Annotated in this window: 12 protein-coding genes; 4 read left to right on the top strand and 8 right to left on the bottom strand. The window is 32.7% G+C overall.

Annotated features, from left to right (window positions below; genetic code table 11):
* Positions 1 to 12: 12 nt before the first annotated feature.
* Both U5A88_RS02635 and pheT read right to left on the bottom strand, forming a co-directional pair.
* Complete coding sequence (locus U5A88_RS02635; RefSeq protein ID WP_354203519.1) at positions 13 to 1,029, bottom strand: quinone-dependent dihydroorotate dehydrogenase; 1,017 nt, start codon at positions 1,027 to 1,029, stop codon at positions 13 to 15.
* A 3-nt stretch (positions 1,030 to 1,032) separates the two neighbouring features.
* Positions 1,033 to 3,465, bottom strand: a complete 2,433-nt coding sequence (gene pheT, locus U5A88_RS02630) for a phenylalanine--tRNA ligase subunit beta (protein ID WP_354203517.1) — start codon at positions 3,463 to 3,465, stop codon at positions 1,033 to 1,035.
* 125 nt (positions 3,466 to 3,590) lie between these two features.
* Between pheT and U5A88_RS02625 the strand changes: the two genes are divergently transcribed.
* Genes U5A88_RS02625 through miaE form a run of 3 tightly spaced genes read left to right on the top strand, consistent with a single transcriptional unit; the run spans position 3,591 to position 7,715 of the window.
* Complete coding sequence (locus tag U5A88_RS02625; protein WP_354203515.1) at positions 3,591 to 5,363, top strand: AMP-dependent synthetase/ligase; 1,773 nt, start codon at positions 3,591 to 3,593, stop codon at positions 5,361 to 5,363.
* Between the two features lie 37 nt (positions 5,364 to 5,400).
* Entirely contained in the window at positions 5,401 to 7,128 is a 1,728-nt protein-coding gene (locus U5A88_RS02620) for a DNA polymerase III subunit gamma/tau (protein ID WP_354203513.1), read from the top strand.
* A 5-nt stretch (positions 7,129 to 7,133) separates the two neighbouring features.
* Positions 7,134 to 7,715: a tRNA-(ms[2]io[6]A)-hydroxylase gene (miaE, locus tag U5A88_RS02615; RefSeq protein ID WP_354203511.1), complete on the top strand. Its 582-nt coding sequence runs from the start codon at positions 7,134 to 7,136 to the stop codon at positions 7,713 to 7,715.
* 523 nt (positions 7,716 to 8,238) lie between these two features.
* On the opposite strand, the gene U5A88_RS02610 is transcribed toward miaE, so the two are convergent.
* A complete protein-coding gene (locus tag U5A88_RS02610) occupies positions 8,239 to 8,574 on the bottom strand; it encodes a DUF4870 domain-containing protein (RefSeq protein ID WP_354203509.1) in 336 nt (111 codons plus the stop codon).
* Positions 8,575 to 8,692: 118 nt separating this feature from the next.
* Here U5A88_RS02610 and mnmE point away from each other — a divergent pair, with 118 nt between their 5' ends.
* The gene (mnmE, locus tag U5A88_RS02605; RefSeq protein WP_354203507.1) at positions 8,693 to 10,105 is read left to right on the top strand and encodes a tRNA uridine-5-carboxymethylaminomethyl(34) synthesis GTPase MnmE; all 1,413 of its coding nucleotides are present in this window, start codon (positions 8,693 to 8,695) and stop codon (positions 10,103 to 10,105) included.
* Between the two features lie 8 nt (positions 10,106 to 10,113).
* Here mnmE and U5A88_RS02600 read toward each other — a convergent pair whose 3' ends face one another.
* The 5 genes from U5A88_RS02600 to U5A88_RS02580 all read right to left on the bottom strand — a co-directional run bounded on the left by U5A88_RS02600 (position 10,114) and on the right by U5A88_RS02580 (position 15,206).
* A complete protein-coding gene (locus tag U5A88_RS02600; protein WP_354203505.1) occupies positions 10,114 to 10,575 on the bottom strand; it encodes a hypothetical protein in 462 nt (153 codons plus the stop codon).
* Between the two features lie 178 nt (positions 10,576 to 10,753).
* On the bottom strand, positions 10,754 to 11,152 hold the full coding sequence (locus U5A88_RS02595; protein WP_354203503.1) for a hypothetical protein: 399 nt from the start codon (positions 11,150 to 11,152) through the stop codon (positions 10,754 to 10,756).
* A gap of 102 nt (positions 11,153 to 11,254) precedes the next feature.
* Positions 11,255 to 11,740: a Clp protease N-terminal domain-containing protein gene (locus tag U5A88_RS02590; protein WP_354203501.1), complete on the bottom strand. Its 486-nt coding sequence runs from the start codon at positions 11,738 to 11,740 to the stop codon at positions 11,255 to 11,257.
* A 5-nt stretch (positions 11,741 to 11,745) separates the two neighbouring features.
* Entirely contained in the window at positions 11,746 to 12,687 is a 942-nt protein-coding gene (locus tag U5A88_RS02585) for an OmpA family protein (protein WP_354203499.1), read from the bottom strand.
* Positions 12,688 to 12,710: 23 nt separating this feature from the next.
* A complete protein-coding gene (locus U5A88_RS02580; RefSeq protein ID WP_354203497.1) occupies positions 12,711 to 15,206 on the bottom strand; it encodes an Hsp70 family protein in 2,496 nt (831 codons plus the stop codon).
* Positions 15,207 to 15,218: the final 12 nt, after the last annotated feature.

Here is a 15,218-nt window from a genome sequence, read left to right as displayed (position 1 = left end):
TGAATTTTTAGATTATGCTTTCACCAACTCCTGATTTATCCTCTTCACCAACTTTGGCCCCTCATAAATAAACCCAGTATAAATTTGAACCAAATCTGCACCAGCTTCTATTTTTTCTAAAGCACCTTTGGCGGAATGGATTCCCCCTACTCCAATTATTGGAAAAGCTTTTTTTGATTTTTCTGCTAAAAAACGAATAACCTCTGTAGAACGATTGGTTAATGGTTTCCCGCTAAGCCCACCAACTTCTTCTTTATTTTCAGACTGTAAACCCTCTCTAGAAATAGTAGTATTTGTGGCAATAACACCATCAATTTTTGTAGTTTTTACAATGTCAATAATATCTAACAATTGTGAGTCTGTTAAGTCAGGGGCAATTTTAAGTAAAATAGGTTTTCTTTTCTCTTTTTTGAAGTTCTCAGACTGTAATGTGTTCAGTAATTTTGTGAGTGGTTCTTTTTCTTGCAGATCCCTTAAATTAGGGGTGTTGGGTGAGCTCACATTCACAACAAAATAATCTACAACGTCAAATAATTTGTTGAAACAAATGATATAATCGTCAATGGCATTTTCATTGGGCGTTGCTTTGTTTTTGCCAATGTTTCCACCAATAATGATGTCCGTTTTTTTATGTTGTAATCGTTTTACAGCGGCATCAACGCCCTCGTTGTTAAACCCCATTCTGTTTATGATACCTCCATCTTCTTTCAGTCGAAATAATCGTTTTTTGGGGTTACCGTCCTGAGGTTTTGGAGTAACGGTACCTATTTCTATAAAACCGAATCCGTAATAAGAAAATTCGTCAAACAATAAGGCATTTTTATCCATTCCCGCAGCCAAGCCCACAGGATTTTTAAAAGTAAGCCCAAATAATTTGCGTTCTAACTTTGGGTCTTCTACTTTGAAATTGCTTTTAACTACAGACCTTACAAAAGGAAGTTTAAATGTAAATTTTATCCAAGAAAACGTAAAATGATGGACTTTTTCAGGGTCAAATAAAAAAAGTAATTTTCTGATAAGTTTGTACATTGCTTAAGCTCTTAATTCAGCTTTTAATTTGGTTTCAAACGTTTGCTGCAACTTATCCATTACGGCATCGATCTGTTTGTCGGTCAGCGTTTGCTTATCATCTTGCAACATAAAACTTACGGCATACGATTTTTTCCCTTCGGGCAATTTATCGCCTTCATAAACATCAAATAAATCAACGGATTTTAATAGTTGTCTATCCGTTTGAAAAGCCAATTTATAAATTTCATCAAAAGAAACTTGCTTATCCAACAGCAACGAAAAATCTCGTTTAACGGATGGAAATTTTGTCAAGTCGGAAACCTTTATGGTTTTATTCTTGATAAAACCAAGCATGGCATCCCAATTAAAATCGGCATAAAGCACTTCTTGTTTAATACCGAACTTTTTGGCAATGTTGGCTTTTACAACTCCAAACTCAACAATGGTATGTTTACCAACCTGCAATGAAACTCCTTCTGAAAAGAAATCATTTTCAATTGGTCGAGATTTATACGAGTTAATACCAACGCGTTCCAAAATACTTTGAACAACACCCATTCCAAAAAAGAAGTCAGATTTTTTTGTTTTTAGTAACCAATTATTGTCATTTCTATTTCCTGAAATCAACAAAGAAAAATGCTTTTGCTCTTCGTAGTTGCCATCAAATTTATGGTAAGTGTTACCGAATTCAAACAATTTGATATCACTATTCTTTCTGTTAATATTATATGCCACAGCTTCTAAACCACTATAAAGTAACGTTTGTCTCATAACTGACAAATCTGAACTCAAAGGGTTCAACATCACCACGTTGTGCTTAGCATTGACTTGCTCTGAATATTCAATATAATCAGGGTTTGTCAATGAATTTGCCATCATTTCATAAAATCCTTGGCTAGCCAATTGATTAGATACTAAATTCTGTAATTTGTTGGCATCTGGTTTTGGAGCATATGAAATTGAAGTATTTAACTTTGGCGAAGTTTTAATATTATTATAACCATAAACTCTTAGAATTTCTTCTATAATATCAGCCTCTCTGGTAACATCTGTTCTATATGCAGGAATGGTCAATCCTAATCCTGAATCTGTTTGATTATTAATTTTTATATCTAACGAAGCCAGAATGTTCTTTATAGTATCTGGCTTTAGTTTTTCACCAATCAATTTCTCAGCCTTACTAAAAGAAAAACGCACTTGATGGTTTTCTATTTTTTTCGGATAAATGTCAATTAAATCAGAAGAAATTTTACCTCCTGCTATTTCTTCAATCAACAAAGCAGCTCTTTTTAATGCATAATCGGTAATATTCGGATCAATACCTCTTTCAAAACGGAACGAAGCGTCGGTATTCAACCCAAATCTTTTAGCAGTTTTACGAATAGAAACTGGATCAAAATAGGCACTCTCTAAAAATATAGCCGTAGTTTTTTCGGTTACACCAGAATCCAATCCACCATAAACACCTCCAATACATAAAGGATTGGAATCGCCATCACAAATCATAATATCATCCTTATGCAACTTACGGGTTTCGCCATCTAAGGATACAAACTCGGTATCTTTTGGTAAATTTTTAACAATGATTTTATTGTTGTTTATTTTAGCCGCATCAAAAGCATGCAACGGTTGGCCCAATTCGTGTAATACATAATTGGTAATGTCAACAATATTATTAATAGGATTCACGCCAATGGCTTTCAATTTATCTTGCATCCATTTAGGTGAATCTTCTACTTTAATTCCAGAAATGGTAACACCAGCATAACGTGGTACTTGTTTTTTGTTTGCTACTTCAACTTGAATTTTTAAAGAACGGACATCAACGTGAAAACTACTTACTGAAGGTGTTATTAATTCCTTATTTATTTTTTGCTGTAGCAAACCCGCTTTCAAATCACGAGCTACGCCATAATGACTCATCGCATCAGAGCGATTAGGCGTTAATCCGATTTCAAAAACATAATCTGTAGAAATTTCAAAAAGTTCTGCAGCTAGTATACCGACTTTGGTTTTTTTATCGAAAACCAAAATTCCTTCATGACTCTCACCGAGACCCAATTCGTCTTCGGCACAAATCATTCCATGACTGGCTTCTCCTCTTATATTTCCTTTTTTTATTTTAAAACCATTACCTTCCTTATCATATAATGTTGTACCCACAGTAGCTACAGGCACTTTTTGCCCTGCTGCTACATTCGGTGCCCCGCAGACAATTTGTAAAGGTTCGCCATTTCCTAGATTGACAGTAGTTATTTTTAATCGATCAGCATTAGGGTGTTTTTCGCAGGTCAACACTTCTCCCACTATTATTCCTTCTAGACTTCCTTTTACCGATTCTACTTTTTCTATACCTTCTACTTCTAGGCCTAAATCGGTTAATAGTTCACCAACTTTTTCAGCCTTTAAATCAATCTTTAAAAATTGTTGTAACCAACTGTAGGAAATCTTCATCTAAATACTTTTTTATAATTTGCAAAGATAATCATTCCATTTTAGTAGTAAGTAGTAGGGGCAACAAATTTCACTTGTCTATTCGTTTTAATTTTTATATTTTGCAATACCCAAATTACAAAAATATGCCCATAGAAATAACAAGATTATTTGATTTTCCATACTATCAATTGGAAAAATACAATTTAGATGCTGCTTTAGTCACTAAATATGATGGGAAATGGGTGAAAACCTCTACTAAAGAGTATTTAGACAAAGCAAATGCGGTAAGTAGAGCTTTGCTAAAAATGGGGGTTAAAAAGAATGATAAAATTGCTGTAATCTCTTCAACAAATAGGACAGAATGGAATATTACAGATATTGGTATTTTACAAACTGGAGCTCAGAGTATTCCAATTTACCCAACAATTTGTGCTGAAGATTATGAATATGTGTTAAACCATAGTGAATCCATTTATTGTTTTGTTTCTGATAGTGAAGTCTTAGAAAAAGTCAATAAAATAAAAGCTAACACAAAATTAAAAGAAGTTTATTGTTACGACCATATTGAAGGGTGTAAACATTATTCCGAATTGTTTGAATTGGGGAAAGACGAAGATAATCAACCAGAACTTGATAAACGAAAAAGTGAAGTTTTAGAAACTGATTTGGCAACAATTATTTATACTTCTGGCACAACCGGTAAGCCAAAAGGTGTTATGCTATCTCATAAAAACATAGTGAGTAATGCATTAGATAGCGAGCCAAGATTACCGCTAATTGATGGTCAGACCAAAGTATTGAGTTTTTTACCAATATGTCATATTTTTGAAAGATTACTTATTTACTTATATCAATACAACGGATGTTCTGTCTATTTTGCAGAAGGTTTAGATAAAATTGGAGATAATATCAAAGAAGTACAGCCTCACTTAATGAGCGTTGTGCCACGACTTTTAGAGAAATTGTTTGATAAAATTTATGCTAAAGGTGGAGAGCTATCGGGAATTAAAAAAAGTTTGTTCTACTGGGCAGTAGAGTTGGGCGAAAAATATGAACCTTATGAAGCAAATGGGTGGTGGTATGAATTTAAATTGAAAATTGCACGAAAATTAATTTTTAGTAAATGGCAAGAGGCCCTAGGTGGAAATTTAGACACTATGGTTTCTGGTAGTGCTGCATTAAACCCAAAATTAGCCAGAATATTTTGTGCAGCGGGTATGTATGTCATGGAAGGTTATGGCCTAACGGAAACTTCACCAGTGGTATCCGTAAATATGTATAAAGATACTATGTTCAAAATTGGTACAGTAGGTAAACCCATTAGAAACGTTGAAGTGAAAATTGCTGATGATGGTGAAATTTTAATCAAAGGTCCTAATGTAATGATGGGTTATTACAAAGATGCTGAAAAAACAGCTAGCGTAATGACGGGAGATTATTTCCATACGGGCGATAAAGGTGAAATAGACCAAGACGGTTTCTTAAAAATAACAGGCCGTAAAAAAGAAATGTTCAAGACCTCTGGAGGTAAATATGTTATACCGACATTATTAGAGAATAAGTTGAAAGAATCACAATTTATTGAGCAAGTTATGGTAATAGGTGAAGGGGAAAAAATGCCAGCTGCATTGATTCAGCCTAATTTTGAATTTATTCATGAATGGGCAAAAAGAAAGGACGCTGCTATTGGTAGTAATAATGAAGAAATTATATTGAATGATAGGGTATTAAAACGAATTCAAAAAGAAGTGGATAAATGCAATAAGGGCTTTGGTCAATGGGAACAAATAAAACGTTTTGAACTCACTCCAGATGTTTGGAGCATAGATGATGGACACTTAACACCTACCATGAAAATGAAACGATCCGTTATCAAAGAAATATATAAAGATTTATATGCAAAAATTTATAGTTAATGTATAAATTGCAGTCCAAAATTATCTTCAAGAGTTAATGGAACATTTTATAGTATCGGCACGTAAATACAGACCTCAGGTTTTTGATGATGTTGTTGGGCAAAAAGCCATAACAAACACGTTAGAAAATGCTATAAAAAATAACCATTTAGCACAAGCTTTATTATTTACTGGACCTCGTGGTGTGGGTAAGACAACATGTGCTAGAATTTTAGCTAAAAGAATTAATCAAGCAGATGCTGAAACTATAGATCCAAATGAAGATTATGCTTTTAATATTTTTGAGTTAGATGCTGCTTCTAACAATTCAGTTGATGATATTCGAAATTTAACGGACCAAGTTCGTATTCCCCCTCAAACCGGAAAGTACAAAGTGTATATAATCGATGAGGTACATATGCTCTCTCAAGCGGCATTTAATGCTTTTTTAAAAACTTTGGAAGAGCCTCCAGCACATGCTATTTTTATTTTAGCGACTACTGAAAAACATAAGATTATTCCAACTATTCTTTCTCGGTGTCAAATATTTGATTTTAAACGTATTGGAGTAATTGACATTAAAGAGTATTTACATAAAATTTCTAAGGAAGAAAAAATCAAAGCTGATGATGATGCGTTGCACATCATTGCTCAAAAAGCCGATGGTGCATTGCGTGATGCTCTTTCCATTTTTGATAGAGTAGTTAGCTTTTCTAATGATAAAATAACCAGACAAGCTGTTTCGGAAAATTTGAATGTATTAGATTATGATTCTTACTTTAAAATGACAGATCTAATTCTCGAAAATAACATTCCACAAGTGCTTGTTAAATTTAATAAAATTTTAGCTCAAGGTTTTGAAGGTCATCATTTTATTGCAGGATTAGCATCACATTTTAGGGATTTATTAGTTGCTAAGGATAGTGCGACTATTCCACTATTGGAAGTTGGTGAAGCCACCAAAAAACAATATGATGAACAGAGCAAAAAATGTGAAGTCACCTTTTTGCTAAAAGGGATAGACTTAGCCAATGATTGTGACTTGAAATATAAAAGTAGCAAAAACCAACGTCTACTAGTTGAATTAGCTTTGATGCAATTGGCATCCATTACTTTTTCGAACACCGACGAAAAAAAAAAGCGTAAAAACTACATAATTCCCGCAATACATTTTATAAGTACACAACAAAACAACAATGCAAAAAAGATTGGTAAAAAAATAGCTCTAACTACTGTTCAAGACCCTCCTGAAGAGTATAAAAAAATCCCACAAAAGGACAAAGTAGATAAAAAACCATCTGAAAAACCAATTTTAACTGGAACAAAAACAAGGCGTTCTTCGGCTTTATCTCTTAGTAGTATACATAAAAAGAAAGAAAATTCTAAATCCGTTGAGGATGTAGAGGATCTTACAAACAAACCTTCAGATAAATTTACAGAAGCTCAATTTTTAGAAATCTGGCAAAAATATATTCAGAAATTAGAAAAAAAAGGTGTGCGAAATCTGGTAGCAATATTGAATGCAGATACTCCAAAAGTTCAAGACAATATAGTCCACCTTACCATGCCAAGTGGTATGATGAAATCAGAATTATTAAAAGCCAAACCAAAATTGTTACGGCACTTTCGTGAAAAATTAAATAATTACAGTATAGACTTAAAAGTTAGTGTAAACGAAGAAAACCAAAAAAAATACGCTTACACACCTCAAGAAAAATACAATAAATTGCTCGAAAAAAATAAGGCCTTAGCCAAACTGAAAAGTAAATTTAAATTGGATTTATAATTATTATGTTAGGACTCAAATTTGAAACAGAAACTTCCTGGGCAGAAATTGCTAAAAATGATTTACAGCAAATATTAACAGATCATGCTTTTTTAGAACAAAAAGCGGCATCTAATGCGGTTTCTATCATTATTAATTATTCTGAAGAAACCGAGTTGGTATCTGCCATGAGCGAAATTGCCATTGAAGAAATGCAACATTTTAAAATGGTGCATGACCTAATGAAAGCCAGAGGAATGGTATTAGGCAGGGCACAACGAAATGATTATGCTAAAGACTTACAATCTTATTTTGTAAAAACTAAAGATAGAACTGAAGCATTAATTCAACGTTTGATGGTTGCCGCACTTATAGAAGCAAGGAGTTGCGAACGTTTTAAGGTGTTTTCAGAAAACTTAGAAGACAAAGAACTATCTAATTTTTATAAAGATTTAATGATTTCTGAAGCCAATCATTATACACTATTCTTAGGTTTTGCTCGAAAATATCAGGATAAAGAAATCGTAAATAAAAAATGGAATGATTTATTGGCTTATGAAGCTAAGTTGATGAAAAAAGGGGGTAAAATAGCCAAGGTACATGGTTAACAGCATATTCTGAATAAAGAATACACAATAAAACTTTGAGATAAAAAATAGAACGGAACTTTTATAAAATAGTAAGGAGAAAAGCTACTTGTAGTGTTAAGCTCATACTTAACTTTTCACTTCTCTCCTTTCTCCCCTGAGTTGAACTCCTAAGAGTAATGCTTTTATGTTTTAATACTTTTTCAGTTTAATAGAAGGAGAAAAGCTACTTGTAGATGTGAATCTTCACTCACAGTTTTCACTTCTCTCCTTTCTCCCCTAATTTTAGTATTATGATAATATAACGTAGTATTTCTTATTCTATTATATCATAATATTACAAAGCAAATGTATGTACTGTGGCAATACCAGTCAATAGTGTAACTGGGTGTTTTTAAAAATCACGGAAAATGGGTAGTTTTTTAAATTTTATGTAAAAAACTGATAATTAGAATTTTACATCTAGTTTATTGATGTAAAATTCTAATTTCGTTAAAAATACATTGAAAATTTATATAAAATAGTTTTCAAATATTTTTTCAGTTTATACTATTTTTAAGGAAAATGGGTAGTTTGGCTGTTCTCCATTACTTGCTTTTACGGCATTTATTATTGGAAAAATAAAATAAAAAACGCCAATTACTAAGAAACCAAGTAGACCTAGACCAAAAAATAGTATTAATGGTATACAGATTGCCATGTAAATTAGCATGCTTAATCTAAAGTTAATAATAGACCTACCATGTTCATCCATAGTGTAAACTTTGTTCTTATTGGTTTGCCATATAAAAAGCGGTACTAAAAATCCACCAACAAGAGTTACTAAATCTAATAATTGACTTAAATGCGTAATGACTAATAATTGATTGTTTTGTTTCATGATGTTAGGTTTTAGAGTGTTTGTTTACTAATTAGACGGTATATTTAAAAAAATGTTACAACATAACCTTACTAAAAGCCCGTAAAACAAGAGAAATTGCTACTTTTGTCTAGAAACTATGAATACTCAAGATACCATTATTGCGTTAGCAACTCCATCTGGTTCCGGAGCCATTGCTATTATAAGATTATCAGGCAATGATGCTATTTCAATAGCTAATTCATTTTTTAAGTCTATTCACAATAAAAAATTAATCAATCAAAAAACACATACTGTTCATTTAGGGCATATCATAGATGGAGATCGTGTTATTGATGAAGTTCTAATTTCTCTTTTTAAAAATCCACAATCATATACAGGTGAAGATGTGGTAGAAATCTCTTGTCACGGCTCTCAGTACATTCAACAAGAAATTATTCAACTCATTTTACAACATGGTTGCAGGATGGCTGATGCTGGTGAATTTACTTTGCGTGCTTTTTTGAACGGGAAATTGGATTTAAGCCAAGCAGAAGCAGTGGCTGATTTAATTGCTTCAGATTCTAAAGCTTCACATCAAATTGCAATACAGCAAATGCGTGGTGGTTTTTCTAATGAAATAGAAGACTTACGACAGGACCTTTTAAATTTTGCTTCTTTGATTGAATTGGAACTTGATTTTTCTGAAGAAGATGTCGAGTTTGCCAATAGAGATGACTTTCAAAAGTTGATTACTAAAATTTCTAATGTACTAAAAAGATTGATTGAATCTTTTGCTTATGGTAATGTACTAAAAAACGGAATTCCTGTGGCTATAATCGGCGAGCCTAATGTCGGTAAATCTACTTTATTAAATACTTTACTCAATGAAGAAAAAGCAATTGTTAGCTCTATTGCAGGTACAACTAGAGATGCTATTGAAGATGAATTGATTATAGAAGGTGTAGCTTATCGTTTTATTGATACTGCTGGAATTAGAGACACTAAAGATGAAATTGAAAATATAGGAATAAAAAAGACCTATGAAAAAACAGCTAATGCCCAGTTGATTATTTATCTGTTTGATGCTTCTATTATTAGAAAGAAAAACGAACAGGAAAGTTCTCACTTATTACAATTAATAAACAAGGAAATAGAAAAAGTGGCCACAAAGTTTCCTGACAAAAAAATACTGGTTATTGCCAATAAATCGGATTTACTTTCTGAAAATGAATTAAATTACATTGAAAAAATAATTCCGAATACTTTGTTCCTTTCTGCAAAAGAGAAAGAAGGAATAACAGAATTAAAAAATCAATTAACTCAACTTTCAAACATTGGTGCATTGAGTAATAATCAAACTATAGTAAGTAATAGTCGCCATTTTGAAGTATTGAATAAGGCATTAGTAGAAATTAAAAACATACAAAATGGCATTGACAATGATTTAAGTTCCGACTTAATTGCCATTGACATCCGCCAAGCTCTACTCTATTTAGGAGAGATAACCGGGCAAGTTACCAACGAGGATTTACTTGGAAATATCTTTGCTAATTTCTGTATTGGGAAGTAGTAATAATTTTAAATTAAATATATAGCCCAGTAGATAGCATAAGATAGACCACAACCGATCAATAAAGCAACCATGCAACCGGTGGCAGGTTTATCATTTACACTGACTGTCTTGGGATTATTAATTAAACTAGTAACCTGAGGATCATCATTTATAAGGTTAAGCATTTTCCGTAAATGTCCGATGTTGCTTTTTAATTGAGGATGAGCCCCAAATGAACCTTGTTCCATATTTTGTAAACGCACAGCAATATCTCGAATATATTCATATTTTTTTTGATGATGAATGGTTAAAATCAATTCTCCCTCGTGATTACATGATCTAAATGTAGACTTAATCAAATCCTTACGAATTTGAGAAAAAAATTGCCCATCCGAAGTTGGCAGATTGGGTTCTGTTACAATCAATTTCAGCAGTTCACTTAATTGATGTTCAATTTCTTGATGAGTTAGTTTATTTTCTTCTGACATAGATTATTGTAAATTTTTCAGGTTAATTGATGCTCAATTATTTTATTAATCTTAAACTAATCCTTAATATAGATTAAATTGCTTGTGTTCACCCTTCATGAAGCAGACGTTTGTCTTATCCTTGATTGTTATCCTCCAACAACTATCATTATTGCTTTTAGGTATTTAATATATTATTTTAAATCATAAGCCAATAGCCAACAGAAGATAGACTAAAGCTAATCAATAATGCAATCATACAGCCAGCAGACTGATTGTTAATAACAATAGTATGCATTTTTCGCAAATATTCAATTTTACGTTTTATCAAGGGGTGTGACCATGTTGGATCCTGTTCCATTTCACTTATCTTTGTATCTGCATAACCTATATTTTCATAATTTTTTTGCTGATGAGCCAAAAGAATAATGTTTGCCATAGTCCCACATATTTCTGTATCTGAACGAACTTGCTTCATAAAAATCTCTCCCTCAATTGGTTCTGGAGATGGAGGGGCGGGTTCTGTTTCAATCAATCTCTTGAGTTCAAGTAATTGCTGTTCAATTTCATGGGATGTTAGTTTTGTTCTTTCTGACATGGGTACTGTGAATTAGTGATTAATATGGTTCTTTAACATTTCTTTAGTATACAACTAATTCTGAATTTTAGTTATAATCCAAAAAAGTTTAAATGAGTGCCTCTAATTGTTTTTATAAAATGAAAACATAATTTTTGATTTAAGCTTATTAATATCTACATTTTTATCAATAAGCATAGTTCTAAAATATGATGAGTTCTTCAAAATAATTGCAAGAAATAGGTATTTTAAGCTTAAATGATTATTAGCAAAACAAATTGCCTCAGCAAACATATTTTTACAATCCTCGCTCCTATGAAAAATGTTATTAGATGGCAAACCATTACCGTTTGGAAGAATGTCTCTCAGTTTTCTACGTAAAGTTTTAATATTTAAATTGAAAGAAGTGAGCATGTGGTATAAACTATCTTTCTCAAAGTTCAATTTTTCACGATCTCTTTTTGATTCTAATTTTATATGTTTCTGAAATTTGTCAAGAGACAATATCCCAAGCATTATATGATCAATTTCAATAGTTGACGATTTTTTATTTGCGGCTTCATAGCTGCTAATTTCCCATGCTAACTTTACTCCTACTGAATAACACATAACAATTATTTTTTCCTAATTATTTTTATAACTACAGTTCTGTTCTTCATTCTATTTTCCATACTGTCATTGGAAAAAGGGGTATTCGTATCACCTATACTGCCAAAAATCAAATTTTCAGTTAGGATTCTGCTGTTTTGATAGAAGGTATTGTAAATGTAATTTGCTCTGGCTAACCCGAGAGCATGATTGCTTTTGAACCAAATACTATCAGTTAATGGAATATTATCAGAGCAACCAAGAATCATAATAATGGTATTACCAGAATATCGCTCTAACACCTTTGCCAATTGCTTAATTGTAGATTCCTGTGAATGTTTAAATTTGATACCATTACTGAATAAACCTTCATTAAACTTAATAAGTAATTCCATACTGTTTTTTTCAAAACTAATTCCATCCACCTCCTCAATTTCTTTAGCAACTATAGAGATTAAGCTGTCTGCTTGTGTGTTTTCACTTGCAATAAGGCTATTGTCAATTCGTTCAAGAATAACCGATTGTTGCTTTTGGAGCATTTCGAGCTTCGATTTTTTTTCATCTCTACCTTGGTAAATGAAGACTAATAGGAATAAAATAAGTACTATGGTTAAGGTTGCTCCAATTATTTTGGCCAGTCTAAGACGCCAAGTTACTTTCGTTTTTTGTAATTTATTAATTCTGCTTAATGCTTCGTTATATTTATTATTTTCAGGATCATGCGTAACACATTTTTTCCATAAAGATCCAGCTTCTATTAATTTGCCTTGCTGTGCATAAATTTTCGCTCGTAAATCCAATAAAATTGGATCATCTCCATTCGTATCAGTTAAACCAGAGATATATTTATTTGCCAATGAAAAATTACCTTTACTAACTGCTTCAGTTGCTAACGAATAATAATGATCAAATAACAATTTATTTAATGAATCGGATACCATACTGATATTTTGTTCTGATTTTTTCATTGTACCAATTTCTAAAATAAATATTAAGCCCTAACTGTACTACCACCAAATCCTAATTTTTCTTGCTCAACAACCGGTAATAAATCATATAAACTTTGAACTGCCGTTTTTAATCCTTCAACATCATTGTTTTGAATTGCCCTATCTCCGAGGATGATTAAATGAGCAGCTTCGGTCTTATCCCTCATTGTATTTTTGTTCTCTTTTGCATAATTTAAACAGTTTACCCAAAAGCCTGGTTGTTGTCTAAGAAGAATCCAATAAAACCCATTCATTTGATTTATTCTTCTTCTAAGTAAATCCTGATCCCCTTCTGCTATTGCTGTTTCAATTTCTTTTTCAAGTGATGAAACTTTATTTTTATCATCTCCCGTTCCATATTCTTCCGCGAGCTTTTTTGTATCCCTAATTATTTCTTGGGCTTGAGTTACCAATGCAGGCCATGCTACGGCATCTTCAGCATAGTCCAGAATTGTATTAAAATCAAGCATCCTGTTTTTAGCTTTATTCCTTGAATCGGGATCGACCTTCGCTGATTCTAAAAGAGAATCAATTTCATTTATGATGTTTTCTGATTCAATTTGTTCTAAAATTGCTTTTGCCTTGGAATCTGATTCCTTTTTTGCTTTTTCAACTAGGCTATTATATTTATCCTTATCCTTGGAAAAGTCAGAAACCATTTCTTCAATTTTACCTGGCTCTATTATAAGATTTGCATCCACTTCAAATTCTTCATCAAGGATAGGTATATACGCCTTTGCTTTTACCAATCTGGAAGTATCCACAACTAGAGTAATTTCAATTTCACTACCAGCGGGCAATGTTCTTTTAATTTTATCTGAAGAAATACTAAGAGAACCTATTAATCTGTTATGATCTGCACGATGTTGATTCTCTCCTTCAATAATTGGTATCATAATAACATCTTCATTTTGTCCAACTCTGATTTCACCGATGGTTCTATGGAAGCTTCTATTTTTTGCTGGTAATGAAACTCCTTTTCTAAGTAAAAAATCCGTCTCATTGTTTGCCATTGCAATACCAATTGAATGGATTAATGGGGCTTCAGCTGATACAACGCCAAAAGTATACGAGATGGTTTCTGGAATTGTCTTTTGTTTAATTCCTGAGCCGTTGTAAAGTTCAATATTGAATTCATTTTTCTTACCTTTTTCCGCCCATAATTGATTTACAAACCCGCCTTTGGCAGATAATTTTATTTTACCACTTCTCCATTCCGGACGGACAGTTTTATTAACAAATTCTATGTCATATTCTGAAAAATCCAATTCCTTATCCGTAGCAACTTTACCCCCTATTGGAGGCTCTGTATCCGATCCAACTGGTTGATAATCTAATTCAAGCAAGAACTCATCATTTTTTACTTCCACGTTTTCTGTATTAGGAGCCATTTGAGTACCAGCAAAAATAGCAGCTCCCTTCGCAACAACTGTTATTGGATAAAGACTTGATTCAAGAGGGATGCCCAATCCTTCGTTCGGATCCATTAGCATATCACGTAAAAACGGAATTAATGAAGTGCCTCCAACCATAATCATTTTCTCAATGTTTGAAGTGCCCAGCCTCTTTTCTATTAAAACTTGCTTACAAATATTGATTGAACGAGTAATAAATGGTTTTGCCAATTTTTCAAAATCCGATTTAAATATTTCACAAGTAAACTCTACGGCCTCACCTTTTTCATTCTTATATAAATTATCAATTATTATCTCAACCGAATCTTCCAACGATAACCTTATTTTTGCTTTTTCCGCTTCTGCCTTTAACTTTGCAAATGCACCATTATATTCTTTGTTATCGCGTGTAAAGTTCTTAGGTTTCACATCCTTCATAACGGCTGGAACCAGAACTTTATTTACGATCTCCCAATCAAGGTTTTTCCCGCCAAGTCCGTTGTCTCCTCCATGATTTATGACTTCAATTTGCCCGTCCTTTATTTGGACAATTGCAGCATCAAAGGTCCCGCCTCCAAAATCATATACCATCCAAAATTTATTGTCGCTACTACTTTGAAAACCATAAGCCATTGCAGCTGCAATTGGCTCCTGTAATAACGGATGATTTGTAAAACCTGCCTGTTCTGCAGCAGTATTGGTCGCATTGCAAGGAGGAAGTTCAAATGCCGCTGGCACGGTTATTACAACAGAATTGACCTCTACACCCATTTGTCTTCGCACATCATCTTTTAAAGATTTTAGCACCAACGAAGAAAGTTCTTCAGGACTATAGCTCTTTCCATTTCTTTCAAAGGTGTACTTGGTATTTGTCCCCATTTGAAGTTTAAACTCGCTAAAAGCATTCTCACTATCATCTTCAAGTCTGTCTTTAGCCCTTCTACCAACATGCAACCTTTCTTTTGAATCCATCCAAATTGCAGAAGGGGTAAACTCAAATCCTTCATTATTTTTAAATACTTCAGCATCGGTTCCATTCAATTTTGCGATGGTACTATTTGTAGTTCCAAGGTCGATCCCATAATCTATTGTCATACTTTTCATGCTTTTTATATT

The sequence above is a fragment of the Aureibaculum sp. 2308TA14-22 genome (assembly GCF_040538665.1).
Lineage (GTDB): Bacteria > Bacteroidota > Bacteroidia > Flavobacteriales > Flavobacteriaceae > Aureibaculum.
Note: the sequence above shows the minus strand (reverse complement) of the source record. Positions and strands in the feature narration are given on the sequence as shown.

What these genes read in the sequence shown, in the direction of transcription:
- U5A88_RS02585 (WP_354203499.1), bottom strand. Translation starts at nt 12,687, where the DNA reads ATGAAAAAATCAGAACAAAATATCAGTATGGTATCCGATTCATTAAAT.
- U5A88_RS02590 (WP_354203501.1), bottom strand. Translation starts at nt 11,740, where the DNA reads ATGTGTTATTCAGTAGGAGTAAAGTTAGCATGGGAAATTAGCAGCTAT.
- U5A88_RS02580 (WP_354203497.1), bottom strand. Translation starts at nt 15,206, where the DNA reads ATGAAAAGTATGACAATAGATTATGGGATCGACCTTGGAACTACAAAT.
- U5A88_RS02600 (WP_354203505.1), bottom strand. Translation starts at nt 10,575, where the DNA reads ATGTCAGAAGAAAATAAACTAACTCATCAAGAAATTGAACATCAATTA.
- U5A88_RS02595 (WP_354203503.1), bottom strand. Translation starts at nt 11,152, where the DNA reads ATGTCAGAAAGAACAAAACTAACATCCCATGAAATTGAACAGCAATTA.
- U5A88_RS02620 (WP_354203513.1), top strand. Translation starts at nt 5,401, where the DNA reads ATGGAACATTTTATAGTATCGGCACGTAAATACAGACCTCAGGTTTTT.
- miaE (WP_354203511.1), top strand. Translation starts at nt 7,134, where the DNA reads ATGTTAGGACTCAAATTTGAAACAGAAACTTCCTGGGCAGAAATTGCT.
- pheT (WP_354203517.1), bottom strand. Translation starts at nt 3,465, where the DNA reads ATGAAGATTTCCTACAGTTGGTTACAACAATTTTTAAAGATTGATTTA.
- U5A88_RS02625 (WP_354203515.1), top strand. Translation starts at nt 3,591, where the DNA reads ATGCCCATAGAAATAACAAGATTATTTGATTTTCCATACTATCAATTG.
- mnmE (WP_354203507.1), top strand. Translation starts at nt 8,693, where the DNA reads ATGAATACTCAAGATACCATTATTGCGTTAGCAACTCCATCTGGTTCC.
- U5A88_RS02610 (WP_354203509.1), bottom strand. Translation starts at nt 8,574, where the DNA reads ATGAAACAAAACAATCAATTATTAGTCATTACGCATTTAAGTCAATTA.
- U5A88_RS02635 (WP_354203519.1), bottom strand. Translation starts at nt 1,029, where the DNA reads ATGTACAAACTTATCAGAAAATTACTTTTTTTATTTGACCCTGAAAAA.